Origin of the sequence: Mammaliicoccus sp. N-M50 (assembly GCF_022386995.1) — a bacterium.
Lineage (GTDB): Bacteria > Bacillota > Bacilli > Staphylococcales > Staphylococcaceae > Mammaliicoccus > Mammaliicoccus sciuri_A.
This window is the reverse complement of record NZ_JAJNJA010000005.1, coordinates 147,410-167,727: the sequence shown is the minus strand read 5'-3', so window position 1 is coordinate 167,727 and position 20,318 is coordinate 147,410. Positions and strand designations below refer to the sequence as shown.

16 protein-coding genes are annotated in these 20,318 nt (G+C 33.9%); 10 read left to right on the top strand and 6 right to left on the bottom strand.

From position 1 onward, the window contains the following. Positions 1-278: 278 nt before the first annotated feature. From LQ622_RS09565 to LQ622_RS09525, 9 genes are all read left to right on the top strand, one after another. Complete coding sequence (locus LQ622_RS09565) at positions 279-2,096, top strand: ABC transporter ATP-binding protein (protein WP_345773282.1); 1,818 nt, start codon at positions 279-281, stop codon at positions 2,094-2,096. Then, positions 2,093-3,835, top strand: a complete 1,743-nt coding sequence (locus tag LQ622_RS09560) for an ABC transporter ATP-binding protein (protein ID WP_239762838.1) — start codon at positions 2,093-2,095, stop codon at positions 3,833-3,835. The genes LQ622_RS09565 and LQ622_RS09560 overlap by 4 nt, the downstream gene beginning before the upstream one ends. Positions 3,836-3,911: 76 nt before the next feature. Next, complete coding sequence (locus LQ622_RS09555) at positions 3,912-4,490, top strand: MptD family putative ECF transporter S component (RefSeq protein WP_196307735.1); 579 nt, start codon at positions 3,912-3,914, stop codon at positions 4,488-4,490. Continuing rightward, positions 4,487-5,221, top strand: coding sequence for an energy-coupling factor transporter transmembrane component T (locus LQ622_RS09550; protein WP_239775011.1), 735 nt, complete (start codon positions 4,487-4,489; stop codon positions 5,219-5,221). The genes LQ622_RS09555 and LQ622_RS09550 overlap by 4 nt, the downstream gene beginning before the upstream one ends. Before the next feature lie 4 nt (positions 5,222-5,225). Continuing rightward, positions 5,226-6,668 carry an ABC transporter ATP-binding protein gene (locus LQ622_RS09545; RefSeq protein ID WP_239775009.1) on the top strand — a complete coding sequence of 481 codons (1,443 nt, stop codon included), beginning with the start codon at positions 5,226-5,228 and terminating at the stop codon, positions 6,666-6,668. A gap of 343 nt (positions 6,669-7,011) precedes the next feature. Continuing rightward, positions 7,012-8,133 (top strand): NAD(P)/FAD-dependent oxidoreductase, encoded by a 1,122-nt coding sequence (locus LQ622_RS09540; RefSeq protein WP_239762844.1) that lies wholly within the window; start codon positions 7,012-7,014, stop codon positions 8,131-8,133. Beyond that, on the top strand, positions 8,127-9,470 hold the full coding sequence (locus LQ622_RS09535; RefSeq protein ID WP_239762847.1) for a nucleoside recognition domain-containing protein: 1,344 nt from the start codon (positions 8,127-8,129) through the stop codon (positions 9,468-9,470). Before LQ622_RS09540 ends, LQ622_RS09535 begins: the two co-directional genes overlap by 7 nt. Then, entirely contained in the window at positions 9,467-10,003 is a 537-nt protein-coding gene (gene dcd, locus LQ622_RS09530; RefSeq protein ID WP_239775007.1) for a dCTP deaminase, read from the top strand. Before LQ622_RS09535 ends, dcd begins: the two co-directional genes overlap by 4 nt. Before the next feature lie 13 nt (positions 10,004-10,016). Beyond that, entirely contained in the window at positions 10,017-10,904 is an 888-nt protein-coding gene (locus LQ622_RS09525; protein WP_239762850.1) for a CobW family GTP-binding protein, read from the top strand. Between the two features lie 520 nt (positions 10,905-11,424). Here LQ622_RS09525 and cobA read toward each other — a convergent pair. The 5 genes from cobA to LQ622_RS09500 are packed head-to-tail and all read right to left on the bottom strand — an operon-like array spanning position 11,425 to position 16,266. Continuing rightward, positions 11,425-12,375 (bottom strand): uroporphyrinogen-III C-methyltransferase, encoded by a 951-nt coding sequence (gene cobA, locus LQ622_RS09520; protein WP_239775005.1) that lies wholly within the window; start codon positions 12,373-12,375, stop codon positions 11,425-11,427. Next, positions 12,366-12,683, bottom strand: a complete 318-nt coding sequence (gene nirD, locus LQ622_RS09515) for a nitrite reductase small subunit NirD (RefSeq protein WP_037590293.1) — start codon at positions 12,681-12,683, stop codon at positions 12,366-12,368. Before nirD ends, cobA begins: the two co-directional genes overlap by 10 nt. Before the next feature lie 2 nt (positions 12,684-12,685). Next, on the bottom strand, positions 12,686-15,091 hold the full coding sequence (gene nirB / locus LQ622_RS09510; protein ID WP_239775003.1) for a nitrite reductase large subunit NirB: 2,406 nt from the start codon (positions 15,089-15,091) through the stop codon (positions 12,686-12,688). Continuing rightward, a complete protein-coding gene (locus LQ622_RS09505; protein ID WP_239762859.1) occupies positions 15,084-15,545 on the bottom strand; it encodes a precorrin-2 dehydrogenase/sirohydrochlorin ferrochelatase family protein in 462 nt (153 codons plus the stop codon). Before LQ622_RS09505 ends, nirB begins: the two co-directional genes overlap by 8 nt. Beyond that, positions 15,526-16,266 (bottom strand): sirohydrochlorin chelatase, encoded by a 741-nt coding sequence (locus LQ622_RS09500; protein WP_239762862.1) that lies wholly within the window; start codon positions 16,264-16,266, stop codon positions 15,526-15,528. Before LQ622_RS09500 ends, LQ622_RS09505 begins: the two co-directional genes overlap by 20 nt. Before the next feature lie 296 nt (positions 16,267-16,562). Here LQ622_RS09500 and LQ622_RS09495 point away from each other — a divergent pair, with 296 nt between their 5' ends. Beyond that, positions 16,563-17,936, top strand: a complete 1,374-nt coding sequence (locus LQ622_RS09495) for a YfcC family protein (protein WP_204255612.1) — start codon at positions 16,563-16,565, stop codon at positions 17,934-17,936. Positions 17,937-18,543: 607 nt separating this feature from the next. On the opposite strand, the gene LQ622_RS09490 is transcribed toward LQ622_RS09495, so the two are convergent. Beyond that, positions 18,544-20,163: a PucR family transcriptional regulator gene (locus LQ622_RS09490; protein ID WP_239762869.1), complete on the bottom strand. Its 1,620-nt coding sequence runs from the start codon at positions 20,161-20,163 to the stop codon at positions 18,544-18,546. Between the last annotated feature and the right edge of the window lie 155 nt (positions 20,164-20,318).

Sequence of the window (20,318 nt, the reverse complement as noted above, 5' to 3'; positions counted from 1 at the left end):
TCCTACTGTAAAATCTTTACATAATGTCATTGATAATGATTATCAACTAGGTTATTATATTATTGTAAGTTTCTATAAAAATTTAATAATAACATTAAAAAGATAAATATATTCATTGTAGTAATGAAATGTTATATAAAAAGAGGTGAATTATTTAATTTTTAAATCGTAATGATTACACTTTTGATTAATTTATTTGTTAGTAATCGATATTAAGATATGGCTGTGCTAGTACGAACAGCCGGAATAAACGGTATACCTATTAACAGGAAAGGAGGATGTGTAATTTATTAACTAAGTTACATACTGAGACTATGAAGAATAAAAATCTAACTAAACTTACAAAAATCATGGGGAATTATGTTTATCTGTTTTATGCTTCTATCGCAATATCTATCATTTCAAGTGTAGTGAGTCTTGGCGCTTATTTGAATGTTTATTATGTAGTGAAGGAAATGTTGACTGCAAAAAATGGATTAACTGAGCCAGTTTTTGACAATATGACGCAGTATGGTTGGAATGCAGTATTATATGTGTCGATAGCTTTTGGTTTATATGGTCTTGCACTTTTATTGTCACATATAGTTGCTTTTAACACAGTAGCGAAATATAGAATTCAACTCATTTATCACATGAAATCATTACCGTTAGGATATTTTCAAAAGCATCAAACTGGTAAATTGAGAAAACTTGTAGAAAAAAATACAGAAGAAGTTGAACATTACATAGCCCATCAAGTGCCTGATATGGCACAAGCACTTACGACACCTATAGCGTTTTTAGTACTTATTTTTATTTTTGATTGGAGATTATCACTTGTTTGTCTCATACCGGTCATCATTGGATTTATGTTGCTACGCTTTATGATGGGTGGAGAAAGTGAAAAATTCCTGGAACAATATCAAGCAGCATCTACTAGTATGGGTAATGATGTTGTGGAATATGTTCGAGGTATTTCTGTTGTAAAAGTTTTTGGACAAACAGTATTTTCATTTAAAGTCTTTAACAAGGCTATAGAGAATTATCGAGATTTTACTATAAAATACGCACTTTCAATGAGAAATGCGATGAGTGGTTATATCGTTTGTGTTTATGGAATATTTGCATTCTTAATTCCAGCTGCAATTATCTTCTTTAATTATAAATATAATCAAGTTGATATGTTATTAAGTTATATATTCTTTGCGATTTTCACACCTTTAGTTGCATTTATGTTAATGCGAATTATGGAAAGTTCGTATAAAGCAATGATTATTTTTAATGCAATGGATAATTTAGAATCAACTATTTATAGCGCACAACCTCTACCTACACGTAATAGCTTAAGAATAGACGAAAACTACGACGTAAAATTTGAAAATGTAACATTTACTTATGAAGGTATGACTAATCAAGCCATTCATGAATTAACATTTAAAAGCCCTTCAAACTCTGTCACAGCTATAGTTGGACCCTCTGGAAGTGGGAAATCGACGATATTTAATTTGATTACACGATTTTATGATATTGACGAAGGCAACGTAACCATTGGAGGTATTGATGTACGTGATTTAGAATATGATGATTTAATGTCAAATATTAGTTATGTATTTCAAGAAACAAAATTATTTAAGATGAGTTTGCTTGAAAACATTAGATTTTATCGACCTGATGCAAGTATTGAAGAGGTAGAACGTGCAGTAGACCAAGCACAGTGTCGTGAAATTATAAACAAAATGCCTCAAGGTTTAGAGACAGTATTTGGAACGAAAGGTGTATACCTTTCAGGAGGAGAAATTCAACGTATTGCAATTGCTCGTGCAATATTAAAAGATGCTCCAATTGTACTATTAGATGAAGCTACCGCTTTTAGTGATGCAGAAAATGAATACAAAATACAAAAAGCATTAAATTCAGTAATGAAAGGTAAGACGGTATTAATGATTGCGCATCGACTATCCACAATAACTCATGCGGATCAAATATTAGTAATGGATGCTGGATCTCTTGTCGAAAGAGGAAAACATGATGAGCTGATTGCACTAGATGGCGTCTATGCCAAGATGTATCGAAATTATCAAGAAAGTGTGAGCTGGAAGATAGGAGTGACAGGATGAATATTCAGCAATTATTTTCATTAACTCAACAAGGTAAGAAAGACTTATATAAAACGACGTTCTTAACAACATTACATCAAATCTCAGTTGTGTTGCCCGTTATTTTATTAGTCATGTTGGCTGAGGATATGATTAAACACATTCAAGAGTCACAAGAAGAACCCATTCTACTTTGGGGCTATTTAATTGCTTGTATTATCCTATTAGCCATAATCTTTGTTATTTATTTAGTAACGTACCAACAAATGTATATTAATTCTGGGACAGAATCAGCGAAAATGCGATTGAGAATGGCCGAGAAGTTTCGTAAATTGCCACTATCATATTTAGGAGAAAAAGATTTAAGTGATTTTACAAGTACATTGATGGATGATGTTTCTGTTATAGAGAAACAGTTAACAAGTGATTTTGCAAACTTAGTGTCTGGTATTCTATCTAGTGGTTTTATTACAGTGATATTGGCATTTTATAATTGGCAGATGGCTTTAGCACTCTTCCTATGTATGCCTGTTTCTTTACTTTTTATTATACTTTCGAAATTTGTTACAACACCAACTAATAAGAAAAATAGACAACTCAAACTAAATATTTCTGAAAGTTTGCAAGAGTTCTTTGAGAATATCAAAGTGATTAAATCTTCCAGTCAAAAAGAACAATATATTCAAAAATTAACACATACAATTAAATCTGTAATTCCATGGGCAGTCCTATATGAAGTTCTAGTAGGGATCTTTATCTCTATCTCTTATAACATTTTAAGAGTTGGTTTAGGTATCGTTGTTCTACTTGGAACTTATCTATTAGTACAACAACAGTTGACGGTACTTGGATTTATACTATTTATCTTTGTAGCAGTACGTATTTATGACCCCTTAACGAATTCGTTATACAAAATTGGTGAATTTATTTATTCACTTGTTAGTGCAAGGCGCATTAAAAATATTTTTGAGATTGAAGAACAAGGTGGTTCTTCAAATGTTGAATTAACAAAATTTGATATCGAGTTCCGAAATGTTGCTTTTGGTTATAACGATAAAGAAGTTATCCATGGCGTTTCTTTTACTGCAAAGCAAGGTGAAATCACGGCTTTAGTCGGTCCATCTGGTTGTGGTAAGAGTACATTGGCTAAATTGTCAGCACGCTTTTGGGATACCCATAGTGGAGAAATTTTAATTGATGGTCATAATATTAATGAAATTCATCCAGAAAAATTATTATCTTACTATTCCATTGTATTCCAAGATGTCATCCTTTTTAACGATACAGTATTTAATAACATAAAGGTTGGTAATAGTAATGCAACGGATGAGGAAGTTTATCAAGCTGCCGCAATGGCAAATTGTACGGACTTTATTACACGTTTACCAGATGGATTTGAAACCGTAATTGGAGAGAATGGACAAACTCTATCTGGAGGTGAGCGTCAACGTTTATCGATTGCGAGAGCTTTCTTGAAACAAGCACCAATCGTGTTGTTGGATGAAGCGACTGCATCACTCGATCCTGAAAATGAAATATTGATTCAAAATGCTATAAGTGAATTAATTAAAGATAAAACCGTCATGGTAATTGCACATCGTCTTAAAACGATTGAACACTGTGATCAAATTGTAGTGCTTAAAGAAGGAATAATAGAAGAAAAAGGTAAACATGAACAATTGATGGCAAATGAGCATTTATACCATCATCTTGTATCCCTTCAACGTAAAAGTGGTGATTGGCAAGTAAATGAAGTATAAACAAAAGATTAATTAATTTTTATAATAATAAAACTGAGTCAAATAAGGACTAGTTGAAAAGAAAAGAGTGAGTAAAATGAAGAAAAAAATGAATACGAAAGATTATATTTTTGCCGGTGCTTTTGCTGCAATATATATCGTAATCTTAGTGGCAACTGGCATGCTTTTTGGTCTTAATCCGGTTACGTTCTTATTAACACCTTTAATAGCTGGAATTATTTTAGGGCCAGTATTTATACTTTATATTTCTAAAGTTCCGAAGAGAGGTGCGGTGTTTATTTTAGCTATATTATCTGGATTAACATTGTCATCTTCTACTATAGCACCTTTATTTATTGCTATTGTCGCAGGTATATTAGCTGAAATTGTATTAAAAGACAGAAGTAAATATACTAAGCTCAAAAATATAGTTGCTTATAGTATCTTTAATATTATTGTAGTTGGTCCTTTTACAATGCTAATATTTGCTCGGGATCAATTTATGAAGTCTTCGGAATATTATTATGGAAAAGATTATGTTGAACAATTTTCTGCACTTACACCAAATTGGATTATCCTCGTAATAGTTGCTCTTGCTATTATTGGCGGTATCATTGGAGCAATTATAGGTAATAAATTAAATAAAAAACATTTTGTGAAGGCCGGCATTGTATGAATATGATGAACACTGTAAATGTGCCATTGTATTTTAAAAAAGATGCTTTCGTAGATATTTCACCTATTACAAAAATTATCGTTTTTATTATTTCATCTATAATAATGATGCGAAGTGGATCGATACTGGGAGAATGTATTGTAGGAGGACTAACATCATTATTTTTATTGAATACTAAAGAAATGATGAAGTGTTATCTATTTGTCGTGATATTCTTTGGGACGATTGCTTTAGAAGGAATTGCTGAATTAGTTCATTTAAGTCAAAACTTTTCTTTTATTTTTATAATATTTAATGTTGTTAGAGTATTTTTACCAGCGATTGCAATGTTTTATATTTTAGCAGAAAAAACAACTACTAGTGAATATTTGGCAATGTTTAAAACCATACATATTCCAGATGCTTTTGCAGTCGCTTTTGTAGTAATGTTACGTTTTATTCCAACATTATTAGAGCATTTAAAAAATATACGACAAGCATTGGTTTTTAGAAATATTAATATCGGTCCAATTTACTTTTTGAAACATCCAATCTTATCCATAGAACGATTGGTAGTTCCGATGTTGATTTCATCCGGTAAAGTGATGGAAGAACTCTCGGCAGCTGCAATGACACGTGGATTAGATGTCGGAAGAAAGCGTACGACCATCATCAAATTCCGACTAAATATTGTAGATTATCTTGTGATATTTATAGCTATTGCACTCGTCATTATTTTTAAAGGGGGATGAACGTATGAATGCGATAGATCTTCAAAAGATTAGCGTAACAACATCTGATTCTACTAAAATTATTGATGAGTTTTCACTACAAGTAGCACAAGGTGAGTGTGTCGTTTTATGCGGAGAAAGTGGTTGTGGCAAAACAACGATTACCCGGGTAATAAATGGGTTAATACCTGAATTTTACGATACCTTAAGGTTGGAAGGTGAAGTAAAGCACTTTGGTGCATCAATTAACGGCCAGACTATTAGTGATATAGCTAAAAATGTTGGTTCTGTATTTCAAAATCCAAAATCTCAATTTTTCAATTTAGATACTTCTAATGAATTGATTTTCGGATGTGAAAATTTAAATTTAACGCGAAAAGAAATTCTAGAGAGAACAGAAGAGACAATAGCTGATTTAAACTTAAAAAATCTAATTAATCGAAGCATATTTGAACTTTCTGGTGGAGAAAAACAACGTGTTGCCTGTGGCTCTATAATTTCTATGAAGCCTAAAATACTGCTTCTTGATGAACCTACTGCTAATTTAGATTATGAATCAATTGAATTATTAAAGATATTACTGACTAGTTTGAAGAAACTTGGCTATACAATTCTACTATCTGAGCATCGGCTATTTTGGTTAAATGGCTTAGCAGATAGATTTATATATTTGAAATCCGGACAACATCAAGCAACTTATACATTTGATGAACTATATGTGAAAAGTGAACAAGAGTTATCTACAATGGGTCTCAGAAGTATGAATATTGATTCTTTATCTAAAAAATTGAACCAATTAACAAATGAAAAATCATGGGAATTATGTCAAATTCAAAGAAATGTTGACGAAGATTCCTCACTATCTATTGAACTTGAAGAAGTAGAAGTATCTTATCACGATAAGACTGTGTTTTGTATTCCTCACCTTCAATTTTCAGGTGGCAGTATTATCGGTGTTATTGGAGAGAATGGTGCAGGAAAAACGACATTTATAAATACATTATTAGGGTTTATCAAGTATAAAGGTGCTATCAAAGAAAATAAACAGATATTAAAGAAGAAAATGTTGAATAAACAAGGATTTATGGTCATGCAGGACGTAAATCAACAATTGTTCTCAAATACACTTTTAAATGAAGTTCGTTTAGGTACAGATGCAACAGAAGAACAAGTACAACAAATCTTAAAGCAATTAGGTTTGTCTCATTTAGAGACGCGGCATCCTGCTTCTCTCTCGGGAGGAGAAAAACAACGTACAGCAGTAGCATCTGCATTGCTATCTGATAAAAAAATCATCGTATTTGATGAACCAACTTCAGGGCTCGATAGAAACTCATTAGATCAATTTTGTAATGAGATAAAGTCACTATCTTCGCCAGATAATATTATTTTTATAGTGACTCATGATATGGAAATGATATTTCAATTAGTAGATTTTGTACTACCTTGTACTAAATATAATCAATAATTTGCTTCATTGTGAAAAGTGGCGGGTAATGATACTAGAATAGTAGAAACAGAGGTGAATAATGATAACATGCAACCTATAATAAATTTATCAGATTTAGAAGAACGTATACCGGAAAATGACGTAGCACGTATAATGAAAACTTAATAAACAATATTTTCTAGGCGGCTTATTCTATATGATCTATAGAGGATAAGTCGCCTAATTTTAATTTAAATACTATTTACCATCATTATTATATTTGATTAATAATATGAATTTTCTAAACTTGCGTATTCATTTTAAAAATGTTACTTTATTTATATCGTTAAATAGTAATTATTACGATTTAGGAAGTGTTTAAATGGAAAAATCAAATAAAGTAGTGATTATTGGTGCGGGTCCTGCTGGTATAGGTATGGCTATTGCATTAATTGAAATGGGATTAGATGATATTCTTATATTAGATAAAGGACAAGTTGGTGAATCTTTTAAAAATTGGCCATTATCAACTCGTTTTATCACACCTTCGTTTACAACAAATGGATTTGGAACACCAGATATTAACGCAATCACACCTCATAGTTCTCCTGCTTTTACTTTTAAAAAAGAACATATTTCAGGTAAAGAGTATGTTCAATATTTAGAAGCACTTGTACAGATTTATAACTTGAAAATTGACCAACATACAAATGTATTAGATGTATCCAATAATATAGCCAAAGACACATATAAAATTTATACAGATCAAGGGACTATTGATGCTGAATATATCTTTGTTGCGACAGGGAATTTTTCATATCCTTATAAACCGTTTAACCATGGTAGACATTATAGTGAGGTTGAGAAATTTTCAGATATAAATGGTGAACTGGCTGTCGTAATTGGTGGTAATGAAAGTGGGTTTGATGCAGCAATCAATTTAGCATTATCCGGTAAAATTGTTGATATTTATACTAATTCTACAAGTTATAAACAAGAAGATGCTGATCCGAGTATTCGACTTTCTCCTTATACACACCAACGATATGAAGAATTAAAGGAACTTGGTTATCCCATACGTATTCATACCGAACATGTGGTGAAAGAAATAGAGTATAAAAATGGTCAATATGTTATTCAATTTAACGGCGTACATGACGATGTGAAAATTTCCGAAGAACCAATACTTGCTACTGGATTTAATCCTGTTCAACATAATCGACTAACCCGAATATTATTTGAAAATGATGGTACAAATTTTATGCTAACTGACGATGATGAATCAACAATTAATCCTAATGTCTTTATGATAGGAGATACGGTTAAGCATCAAGATGTGATTCTTTGTTATATTTACAAATTTAGAACGCGTTTAGCTGTTCTAGCAAAATTAATATGTGATCGAGAAAGCTTTGAAGCAAATGAGGATGCTATTGAGTTCTATCAATCAAATCAAATGTTTTTAGATGATTATACTTGTTGCGATGTGAATTGTTCATGTTAAAAGTTGAATATAATATTAAAAATGGAACTTGTTCACCGATACCAGACGGTGAACATTATATTGTGATTAAGCAGCTAAAAAAACTATCAACAGAACAGAAGTTGCAGTTCAAAAGGTATATCATTCAAAAGCAATTAAAGCTGACTATAGATGAAAACTTTAAACAAAAGATAGATGATCCTGACGAATCAAAATATATTATCTCTGAATTGGATATCTTAAGACAGGAACAAGCGAAACATATCCCTAAAATAAAAGATATGTTTTTAGCTTTTGCTTTAATTATATTAATGTTTATGTTGCCAATATATATTTCATATTATTTATCTCAATATATTCAAAATCATTGGGTAGAGCAGTTTTTAGACTATGTAATACATACTGTTCAATTCGAAGAAAAGGCTTTGAATGAATTATTATTTGGAGATTATGGGTTATTGTCTCTCGGTATATATTCAATCATTTGGGCATTACCCGTTGTCGTTTTCATTAGTATTTCTACAAATATTATTAGTGAAAGTCATTTGAAATCTTATATCGTTTGGTCAATCGATCCAGTTATGACAAAAGTAGGATTAACTGGTTACGATATTGTGCCAGTTATAGAGGGATTTGGTTGTAATTCTGCAGCAGTATTGCGCGCCAATCATGATTGTAGTACTTGTACTAAAAATAACTGTATAAGTATGGTTAGCTTTGGATCATCATGTAGTTATCAAATTGGCGCAACACTTTCACTGTTCAGTGTAATCAATGCCCCATGGTTATTTATTCCTTATTTAATAATCGTATTTATCGGTGGTTTAATACATATTAAACTATGGTCCCCAAAAAGTATGATACCAACTCATTATTTTGTGTTAGATAAAGTTAGAAAGCCTTCAATTAAAGCTGTTTGGAAACAATCCAAACAGACTATTCTGTCATTCTTAGCTCAAGCTTTACCAATATTTATGATGATTTGTGTATGTGCGAGTATCCTTTCTATGACACCTATTTTACTGTGGACTGCAAATATCTTTAATCCAATTTTACAGTTGATGAATGCACCTCAAGAGATGTCAACGGGTATTCTATTCTCAATGATTAGAAAAGATGGTATGTTGTTGTTCAATATGAATCAGGGTTCATTATTGCAAGCAATGCCATTAAAAAGCGTATTCTTATTAGTATTATTTAGTTCAACATTTTCTGCATGTTCTGTAACAATCACTATGATAATTAAAAATTTAGGGTGGAAACAAGGTCTAGGAATTGTCGTAAAACAAATGATAACAGCGACAATTTGCTTATGTATAACTGTATTGATTATGAATTTTTTGGAGGGATTTAATTGATATTATCAGATCAAGATATTAAACAGTCTATTAGTGAAGGTCAAGTGAGTGTTACACCTTATCGAGAACAACTTATAGAACCAGCTTCTATTGATTTAACATTAGGCAATCATTTTCTACTACCCATTTCACCGAAAGATAATGTGCAATCGTTGAAAGATCCTATTCAGTATGATGAAGTTGTTGCCAAAACTTTTACAATACCAGGTAAATCATTTGTATTAGCGACTACACAAGAATATGTGAAACTTTCAAATATGATGACGGGTTTTGTAGAAGGGAGGAGTTCAATTGGCAGAGCGGGTTTATTTATACAGAATGCTGGTTGGGTAGATCCGGGGTTTGAAGGTCATATTACTTTAGAATTATTTAATGCGAATGATTTTTCATTAAAAATTGAAGAAAATCAACGGATATGTCAACTTGTAATAGCACGTACACATTTAACTGCTATTTCTGGGTACAATGGAAAGTATCAAAGACAAGTCAACACAACAGGTAGTAAAGTGTTTATGGATTTTGACAAATATTAAAGGTGGATTTGGTATGGAAATTTTTATCATTACTGGATTTTTAGGAAGCGGGAAGACTTCTTTACTGAATCATTTAATTAAAGATGTCCATAAAGAAGGTAAACGAATTGCTGTCATTATGAATGAGTTTGGTAAGAGGACAGTCGATTCTGAGTTAATTCAGTCAGATGTTACAGTGAATGAAATCATCAATGGCTGTATATGTTGTGAAATGAAAGATGATGTTGCACATCAATTGCATATGTTATATATTGAACAACAACCAGAAATAGTTTTAATTGAATGTAGTGGTATTGCACACCCATTAGAAGTACTAGATGCATGTTTGACACCTGTGCTTTCGTCATTTATAACAATAAGAAGTATCATCGGCATCATAGATATACCGGAATATCAAAAAATAGCAACCTATTCAAAACAAACACAACAACTTATCGATGTTCAACTAAAGTATTGTCAGGATATTATAGTAAATAAGCTTGATTTAATCGATTCGTGTGAGGCAATCAATGTTATTAAATCTATACAAGAACAATATCCAAGAGCAGAAACATTTTCAACAACTTATGGAAAAGTAAGTTATCATCACTTATCTAAAAAAGTTGAAAACATCCCATTTAAGAATCAAAATCAAAATTTTCATAATCATATTTACCATAAATACTACTCAATTGAAAAGCCAGTTCAAATGGAAAAATTCAAATTATGGTTACAGAATTTACCCCAAAAGGTATATCGTGTAAAAGGATTTATAACATTCGAGAATAGTCCTAATAAATATTTAGTTCAAATTTCTAATAGTAATGTGCTTATTGAAAAGTATGATATAGACATAGATGATTATCTAATTTTAATTGGAGAAAAGATAGACGAAGAGAATATCTTTTTTAGTTTATATTGAGGAAGAGAGTACTCACAAAAAAACACTTTTGTAGAAATTCACATTATGTGAATTTAACAAAAGTGTTTTTTATCAAATGGGCCTAACTCAATTAGAAATTTCAAAGCGACAGCTGTTTTTTGATTAGATTATTTGAAAGTACACGATATCTCGAAGTCTTCGTGCGCCAAGGTACTATTTTAGGGCATAACGCACGATATCTCGTAGTCTTCGTGCGCCAGGGCACTATTTCAGGGTATAACGCACGATATCTCGAAGTCTTCGTGCGCCAGGGCACTATTTTAGGGCATAACGCACGATATCTTGTAGTCTTCGTGCGCCAGGGTACTATTTCAGGGTATAACGCACGATATCTTGTAGTCTTCGTGCGCCAGGGCACTATTTCAGGGCATAACGCACGATATCTCGAAGTCTTCGTGCGCCAGGGCACTATTTCAGGGCATAACGCACGATATCTCGAAGTCTTCGTGCGCCTTCACCTCACCGCCTTAGCTCTCTTAACTCACCAAACTCTACCATCCTACACATTCACGACTTCTGTATCTACAACTTTTGTAAATGTTGTTTGATTGATGAGCTCGGTGAGGATGCTATGTTGTGTTGGGTGTAGGTTGGGGTGGTCGCGATCATCTATGATTGCCCATCCGCCTGATTCATACACTTCTAATGCATCATCTATTATATTCTGTCGATCACCTATAAACTTTACGTACTCGACTTCTTCTTTACTTGATATATCTTCAACTAAATCTCTAACAACATGACCTACGATTGTGATGCCGGGTCCTGGTATATGTGAGAGTGACTGTACTTTTTCGACGATATTAGATACGTTGCCTGCGATGACCGTTTGTTCTGGTCGTGTTGCACTGAAGATAACGGCTACTGGTATATCGTCTGTTATTTCTGCTTTAATTTCTTTAACTAAAGTTGGTAATCTCTTAACACCCATATAAATGGCGAGCGTGCCACCATTTTTGAGTGTTGTGATATCAATGGATTGTTCTTCATTATCTTTGAAGTGGCCTGTTGTAAATGTAATATTAGTTGAAATGTTGCGTTCTGTTAACCCTCGATTGAGTTCGCTCATCGCAGCTGAAGCGGCTGTTATACCAGGTACGACTTCAAATGTAATGTTGTGTGATTTTAATGTGGAAACTTCTTCTGCAAGGCGTCCAAATATTGCTGGATCGCCGCCTTTTAGACGGACGATCGTCTTATTTGTGCGTGATTTTTCGACAAGTAATTGGTTAATATCTTCTTGTTTCATAGATTTATAATAAGGTCGTTTACCAACATGAATCCATTCCGTTTCTGGTGATGAAAATTGTAATACAAATGGATTTACGAGTTGATCGTATAAAATAACATCTGCTCGCTTAATGCATCGTTCTGCTTTTTTAGATAGTAATAAAGGATTTCCTGGACCTGCACCGACTAAATATACTCGAGGTTCTGCGATTATAGACATACGTATATGTCTCCATCGACCACTTCTACAGGATAAGTTGCGACACATCCTTCATCTGGTTCTTGAACTTGACCAGTTGATAAGTCGATTTTTTGGTCATGAAGGGGACAGTATACATAATCTCCGCTCACTGTACCTTCTGATAATGGACCTTGTTTATGAGGACAAACATTATTAATCGCACGAATGTTACCTTCTTCAGTTAAAAATAAACCAATTTGCGTATCTCCAACGATGACTTTCTTACCGATTAATGGTTCAAGATCTGAAATATGCGCGACTCTTACTTTTTCATTTGTTAATGTCATAGTTACACCTTCTCCACTTCAAAAATGTGACGTTTATCTTTATTGAGCACGACTTCATGCCATGGCTCTGTATCGTATGCACGTTTTGCATCCATTATGCGTGCGTATAGTTCATCTTGTTTTTCAGGATCAAGTACAACTGATTTCACTTGATCAAAGCCAAGTCTCTTGAGCCATGGTGCTGTACGTTCTGCATAAATACCTGTTTCACGATAGTATTGCATGTATGCACCACATAGTTTGACAACGTCATCTTCAGTTTCAACAGTTGTCAGTAATTCACCTGCGACGACATCTGTACCACCATTACCACCAATATAAATTTGGAAGCCATTTTCTACACAGATGACACCGAAGTCTTTGACACCTGATTCTACACAACTACGTGGACAACCTGAAACACCCATTTTGAATTTATGTGGTGTGTCGATATATTCAAATGTTTTTTCTAAGCGGATACCTAATTTTGTTGTGAATTGTGTACCAAATCGACAGAATTCTTTACCGACACAACTTTTAACTGAACGTGTCTTCTTACCATAAGCAGATGCTGAACGCATATCTAAATCTTTCCAAATTTGCGGTAATTCTTCTTTTTTAACACCGTATAAACCGATACGTTGTGCACCCGTGATTTTGACTAATGGGATGTTGTATTTCTTCGCTACTTCACCAAGTCGAATCAGTTGATCGGCATCAGTTACACCGCCACGCATTTGTGGGATGACAGAGAATGTGCCGTCTTTTTGAATGTTGGCATGGTAACGTTCGTTCGCAAAGCGTGAAGCTTTTTCATCTTCGTGGTCATGAGGATATACCATGTTTAAATAGTAGTTAATCGCAGGACGGCATTTTGGACAGCCACCTTTATCTTTAAAGTCCAATACGTGTCGAACTTCTTTAGATGTTTTTAAACCTTTCGCTCGAATTTGCGTAACGATTTGATCTCTTGTAAGGCTTGTACATGCACAAATACCTGTTGGCGCTGCAGCAACAAAGTCATCACCAAGTGTATATTCTAAAAGTTCTGCAATTTGACCTTTACACTTACCACATGAGTTACCAGCTTTCGTCACACGTGTGACATCAGCTACAGACGTTAAACCTTGGTCTTTAATCGCTTCAACGATGACACCTTTAGAAATACCGTTACATCCACAGATTGTTTCATCGTTATCCATTTCAGCAACGCTAATCGCATCAACTTCTCCTGCTTTATGAAGAATTGAAACGAGTGTATATTCATCGATTGTATCGCCTTTTTTCATCATATTATAAAAGCGATTGCCTTCTTCTGTATCACCATAAAGTACTGCTCCGACAATCGTCTTATCTTTGACGAAGATTTTCTTATAAATGTTATCGACACCGTTAAAAGTTTCAATACCACGGACACCTTCACTTTCAGTAATCCAACCAGCACTAAATAAATCACAGCCTGATACTTTTAAAGAAGTAAAGGTTGTTGAACCTTTGTAACCTTCAGTTGGAATGCCTGTAATATGATCTGCCAGGACTTTACCTTGGTCGTATAGTGGGGCAACAAGACCGTATACTTTTGAACGGTGTTCTGCACATTCTCCAACTGCGTAAATATCTGGGTCACTCGTACGCATGAAATCGTCTACTACGATACCGCGTCCAATTTCTAATCCAGCGGCACGTGCTTCTTTCGTTACTGGACGAATACCAACTGCCATCACGACCATGTCTGTTGCGATGACACGTCCATCTGATAAACGAATACCTTCAACATGGTTTTCACCAATGATTTCTTGTGTATTGGCTTGTAATTCAAATTTAATACCTTGCTTTTCAAGGTCTGCTTTTAAAAGTTCACCGGCTTTACGATCCAGTTGAACTTCCATCAGCCATTCTGCTAAATGTACGACTGTAACGTCCATACCTTGATCTACAAGACCTCGTGCGCATTCTAGACCGAGTAAACCGCCACCTATAACGATGGCACGTTTTTTAGTCTTAGCTGTTTCTAACATCTTTTCAGTGTCATCGATGGTTCTGAAACCGACAACACCTTCTAGACGAGAACCATCAATTGGTAGTATGAATGAATCAGAACCAGTCGCAATAATCATTTGGTCATATGATACTTTTACCCCATGTTCTGTTTCGACTTGTTTCAGGTCACGATCAATTTTTACAACTTTATCACCTGTTATTAATCGAATGTTATGTTCTTCATACCATTCATAAGTGTTCATAATTGTTTCTTCTTTTGTCATTTTATTTTGAAGAATGTTTGATAACATGATGCGGTTATAGTTTGGATAAGGTTCTTTACCGATGATTGTGATTTCAAAGCGGTCTGGATCACGTTCTAGAATTTCTTCAATTGTACGGACACCAGCCATACCATTACCGATCATTAAAAGTTTTGTTTTACTCATGCATATCCTCCTTCGTTGAATCTAACCATGCTTTAATTTTCGCTGCATAGTGTTGTGTTCGTTGAATATCTTGGCCATGTGAGCTAATGCTGATTGTTAGGCAATTATGTTCAATATCTAAGCTGTTATAAAAGTCGGATTGTTTGCGATCCCCGGTATGATTGACCCATTGAGAGGGTAGGGCGTCTTGAGCAACTCGGTCATTCGTTTCGGGATGGTTTGTTGCGATAATAATTAAATCTGCATGGGCAATATGTTCTCGTTGATAGTCCGCTTGAATAAGGCGAATATGTTTCGTTGGTTGAATCGTATCAAAGTGCTCATGAAATTCACGTGCGATAACATCGATTGAGCAAGGCTCTGATTTCAATTTAGAGAACTTTCTCCATGCAATTTTGCCGCCACCAATGATTACGACATGTTTACCTTTAAGGTTAAGTTGAACTGGATACATCCGGCACCGCCTCACATTCAGCAATTCTTAAATGTACGATGTCTTTTAATAAAGGATGAAAATTAATAGCCGTCGTATATGTGATAGGGTTCGGTAAACCGAGTGATTCTATTTGACGTTTCGACTTGTTTACAAGGAAACCATCATAGAAGAAAAATGGAATAATTAATAATTTACGATGCTTTTTAGCAATTTTCGGTAACGTTTCTTTAAAGCGAAGTTCACCATAGACCATACTTGGGTAACATGGATTTTGAGCCGTTGATAGTTCGCGACAAATGCGTGTAAGTGCAACATCTGGTTCATCAAAGCGTGCATTACCGTGAGCAAGTACGACAATGCCAGTTTCATCATCAATGTCATCTTTATAAGCTTCAAGTTGAGAAGCAACCCAGTTTGTCATAATCGGGTGTGTGCCTAGAGGTTTACTTAATATAAACTGCACGTTCGGGTTATTTTCTTGAAATGATTCATATAACGCTTCGATATCTTCGTAATAATGAGAAGCGGTAAACAATAATAACGGCACAAGATGAATACGAGAATATCCAGCATCAACCGTTTGTTGAATCACTTCATCTAATAAGATTTCTTCACTTTCTAAAAAGGCCACCTCATAATCAATCTCATCACTATTAAAAGTTTGATGAATAAAATTTAATAACGTTTCATTTAACTTTCCCTTTCTCATACCATGAACAACTAAAATCGTCTTTCGCATGACAATCCCTCCTACATCTTTATTCTAAAACAATATAACGAAAGTTTGTGAATTTTTTCTCAAAAAGAAGAAAAATAGGGAATTCCCTATATAATAACGTGAAAAATAATTTGTGCATATGATTTTTTGTAATAACTGACAAAAATATTTTTTAAATTTTCTGATTTGTATAATTATAAATTTTCCTAAACGTGATAGCATGAAATTGTTTATCAAAATAAGCAAAGGGGTCGTGCACATTGGTAAAGGAAAATGATAAGGTAAAGAACGAAGATAGGTCGAACAAAAAGTTTAGTATGCCACATATATATGTGATTTTATTTGTTTTCGGTGTGATTGCAACTATTTCTACATATTTAATTCCATCAGGCGAGTTTGATAGGGTTAAAGGGCCTGAGGGTAGAGAAATGGTAGACGCAGATTCATTCCATTACATAGATTCCGCACCAGTTGGTTTGGTTGATTTTATATCGATTATACCACGAGGTTTAATTGAAGCAGGAGAAATTGTCTTCTTTACACTTATCATCGGTGGGATGTTTATGGTGTTAAGACGTACAGGTATTATTGAAATCGGAGTGGATAAACTTGCACGTCAGTTTATAAATAAAAGTATTTTGATCATTCCAGTGTTAACCACAGTATTTGCAATTATTGCTACATTAATCGGTACAGCAGAGTTGTCACTCGTTTATATTCCGGTTATTATTCCGCTCATTATTGCATTAGGTTATGACTCTATAACTGCTACATCTATTGCATTGTGTGGTACTGTAGTCGGCTTCACGGTCGGTGTGTTAAACCCGATCAATACTGGATTAGCTCAAAAATTATCCGGTATTCCAACATTCTCAGGACTTGGATTACGTTTAGTTATTTTTGTGATTGTACTATTTGTAACGGTATTATTTATTATGAAATACGCTAAAAAAGTTAAAAAAGATCCTTCAATCAGTTTAGTTTATCATGATGATACTGAGAAGCGACATATGTACAAAGATATTACGAATCAAGAACCGCTCGTTGCGACTAAACGACAAAAAATTGGTATTGGTGTCGTGCTCTTATTCTTTATCATTCTTGTATACGGGGTTATTACACAAGGATGGTTTATGGTAGAAATGTCAGGTCTTTTCATAGTTATGGGTATTGTAGTAGGTCTCGTAACTGGATTGAATACGCGTGAAATATGTGAGTCTTTTAATGATGGTTTCAAAGATGTATTAATGGGTGCGATTATTGTAGGGCTCGCACGTTCAATCGCTGTTGTACTTGAAGACGGAAAAATTATGGACAGTATCGTTCATGGATTAGGTTCTGTTATCGATGGAGCAACACCAACAGTAGCAGTAGTCGGTATGTATATCGTGCAAGTGCTGATTAATTTCATTATTTCTTCAGGAAGCGGACAAGCTTTAGTGACAATGCCAATTATGGCACCATTAGCGGATATGTTAGGTATTACTAGACAGACCGCAGTCTTAGCCTTCCAATTAGGAGACGGCTTTACACATGTCTTCTATCCAACTAGTGGATACTTTATGGCAGCATTAGCAATCGGAGGCGTATCATATACAAAATGGATCCGATTCTTCTTCCCACTCTTTATCGTATGGGGTGTCATTTCAATCATTTCACTAATCTTTGCACAGTTGATAGGTTGGTCGTAGGGAGAAGGACTTAGTAGTTAAATTATAAAAGGTAGACATTCAATTTTGAAATTGAATGTCTATTTATGTATGAATAAATGTTCTATCTTATTGGAAAAGTGAATATATAGGGACTGGATATTGCAAGTGAGGTGTGACAAGCAATGTTGGAGCCCTGAATGTTGCAAGTGAGATGCGACAAGCAATGTTGAAGCCTCGAATGTTGCAAGTGAGGTATGACAAGCAACATAGAGTGTCCGTATGTTGCAAGACTGACTAAACAAGCAACATAGAGCCCATCTATTTATCAAGACTGACTAAACAAGATAAATACAGCGTCTCTATTTATCAAGACTCATCAAACAAGATAAATACAACCCTTCTATTTATCAAGACAGCCCAAACAAGATAAATACAGCGTCTCTATTTATCAAGACAGACCAAACAAGATAAATACAACCTCTCTATTTATCAAGACTGTCCAAACAAGATAAATAGGCGCCTTGAATTTATCAAGACAGACCAAACAAGATAAATTCACCCGCCCTATTTCCAACTCCACGCCATCATCCAATAAACAAAAGCAGTAGTGGCCACCACAGCCACTACTGCTTTTTCATATTTACACTTAATCAAATGTAATCATTTCTGACACATATAATGCGATGCGTATGTTTAATGATTGTGATGGGTCTTCGATGTTTGTACCAATAAGATTACTACATTTGTTTATACGATATTTAACGGTATTTCGATGGATATATATTTTCTCTGCTGTCTTGGTAATATCGCACTGATTATCCATATAGACTTTTAATGTTTGTTTTAATTCTAAGTCTTTTTTAGTCTTTGGATAGCTAAGTGGACCGAGTGTATGTTTCACAAATGGTAAAAGTTTCTCTTGTGGTATGAGTTGCAATAATTCTTGTATATCTTTCGAATGGTACTGAGAAATGAACGCTCTCTCATTGTTGAATAAGCCGTTCTCGAATGCTTCGTTTGCTTCGAAAAATGATGAAGGTAATTGCGCGAACTCAGTTACTTCATTGCCGACACCGAAAGAAATTTGGTCTTCGAAATAATCATTGTAGTTGATTTGTAATTGTTTAATCATATCCAGATGATTGTCTTGTTTGTTCTGTATTAAAATGGCGAATCGATCATTACTCGGTAATCGATAAACGCTGATGTATGAGTCGATTTCGGATAATTTATCTGTTAACCATTGAAACGTTAATTGGTGTAGTTCGTTTAAATAATAACTATTTTCTAAATTATTTTTAGCATCTATGCCACAAATGATGATTTGATAATAGTCTGACGGATAGATGTAATATTGTCTTAATAAATCTGCATGTTTTTTAATAGATAATGCTTGTTCACTCTTGTTGTAGACGAGTGACTCGAAGAAGCGGTTAATGTCATTTTTTTCGACTTCTTGAATTTTAGTGTTTTTGTACAAGGCGAAACTAAGCACGCTCACAACTTGTTCGATTGTTAAAAGGCTAAATGGATAAGACAGCTTATTCACTTGAGATACCATTAAGTAATATGGGAAGTACGTGTAACCCAATACTTTAAAGATCACATGGTCTTTATTTTCGAATACTAAGTTATTTTTATCTTGCGAGAGTTCCTCTTGTTGATGTGCAGTGAAATAAGCGACGTGTTCAGATAATAATGACTGACTTTGTCTATAATGATGGCTGATCGCCTCAGGTTTCTTAAACGGATTAAATAATATGATAGGTACACCAAGTAATTTACTCATGCGTTCGATCATATTATCAATGCTGAACCCTTTAATTAGCAGTTGGTTCAGTTCTTGTTGAACTTGTAATGCATAATTTAATTTGCCTGTTTCAGAGTCAGATATAAAGGATGAAATTTCATGCGTAATCTCACCTAAGTTCCAACTTTCAGGAATTTCTATTAACGGAAACTGCAATTCGTCTGCAAAATCAATCACATCTTGGTCAATTTTATGTAAAAATCTTGAGACTTTAATACCAAGACCAGCTGTTTGAATGTCACTCAAGTCTTTAATTAATTTCTTTAAATTCTCCTGATTATCTTGAAAAAGTACGCCCGTTGTTAAGATGAAGGCATTGCTAGAAGTGAAATGTTTAATGTCATTGTTCTCAGTAATGTCTAGACTTGTTACTTCAGAAGATAAATCTCCTTTTCTATTAATTAGCTCTAAACCTTTAAATTGAGGTATAGATAATATTTCGTTTAGAGTTGTCATCATAAGACCTCCCGTTTTTGTTTATCTTTCAATGAAGATTATATAAAAGTGAAAACGATTTTTTAATAAATGAAACCGCTATTTTTTGTCAAAATGTTATGTGTTTTGTTCAAAATGACCAATAATTTTTATTTCTAAAATTTATTATACACAAA

Excerpts from the sequence above, each read along its gene's own strand:
- LQ622_RS09545 (WP_239775009.1), top strand. The coding sequence starts at position 5,226 with ATGAATGCGATAGATCTTCAAAAGATTAGCGTAACAACATCTGATTCT.
- cobA (WP_239775005.1), bottom strand. The coding sequence starts at position 12,375 with ATGTCTATAATCGCAGAACCTCGAGTATATTTAGTCGGTGCAGGTCCA.
- LQ622_RS09490 (WP_239762869.1), bottom strand. The coding sequence starts at position 20,163 with ATGACAACTCTAAACGAAATATTATCTATACCTCAATTTAAAGGTTTA.
- nirB (WP_239775003.1), bottom strand. The coding sequence starts at position 15,091 with ATGAGTAAAACAAAACTTTTAATGATCGGTAATGGTATGGCTGGTGTC.
- LQ622_RS09495 (WP_204255612.1), top strand. The coding sequence starts at position 16,563 with ATGCCACATATATATGTGATTTTATTTGTTTTCGGTGTGATTGCAACT.
- LQ622_RS09535 (WP_239762847.1), top strand. The coding sequence starts at position 8,127 with ATGTTAAAAGTTGAATATAATATTAAAAATGGAACTTGTTCACCGATA.
- LQ622_RS09500 (WP_239762862.1), bottom strand. The coding sequence starts at position 16,266 with ATGCGAAAGACGATTTTAGTTGTTCATGGTATGAGAAAGGGAAAGTTA.
- LQ622_RS09540 (WP_239762844.1), top strand. The coding sequence starts at position 7,012 with ATGGAAAAATCAAATAAAGTAGTGATTATTGGTGCGGGTCCTGCTGGT.
- LQ622_RS09560 (WP_239762838.1), top strand. The coding sequence starts at position 2,093 with ATGAATATTCAGCAATTATTTTCATTAACTCAACAAGGTAAGAAAGAC.
- nirD (WP_037590293.1), bottom strand. The coding sequence starts at position 12,683 with ATGACATTAACAAATGAAAAAGTAAGAGTCGCGCATATTTCAGATCTT.
- LQ622_RS09525 (WP_239762850.1), top strand. The coding sequence starts at position 10,017 with ATGGAAATTTTTATCATTACTGGATTTTTAGGAAGCGGGAAGACTTCT.
- LQ622_RS09505 (WP_239762859.1), bottom strand. The coding sequence starts at position 15,545 with ATGTATCCAGTTCAACTTAACCTTAAAGGTAAACATGTCGTAATCATT.
- LQ622_RS09555 (WP_196307735.1), top strand. The coding sequence starts at position 3,912 with ATGAAGAAAAAAATGAATACGAAAGATTATATTTTTGCCGGTGCTTTT.
- LQ622_RS09550 (WP_239775011.1), top strand. The coding sequence starts at position 4,487 with ATGAATATGATGAACACTGTAAATGTGCCATTGTATTTTAAAAAAGAT.
- LQ622_RS09565 (WP_345773282.1), top strand. The coding sequence starts at position 279 with ATGTGTAATTTATTAACTAAGTTACATACTGAGACTATGAAGAATAAA.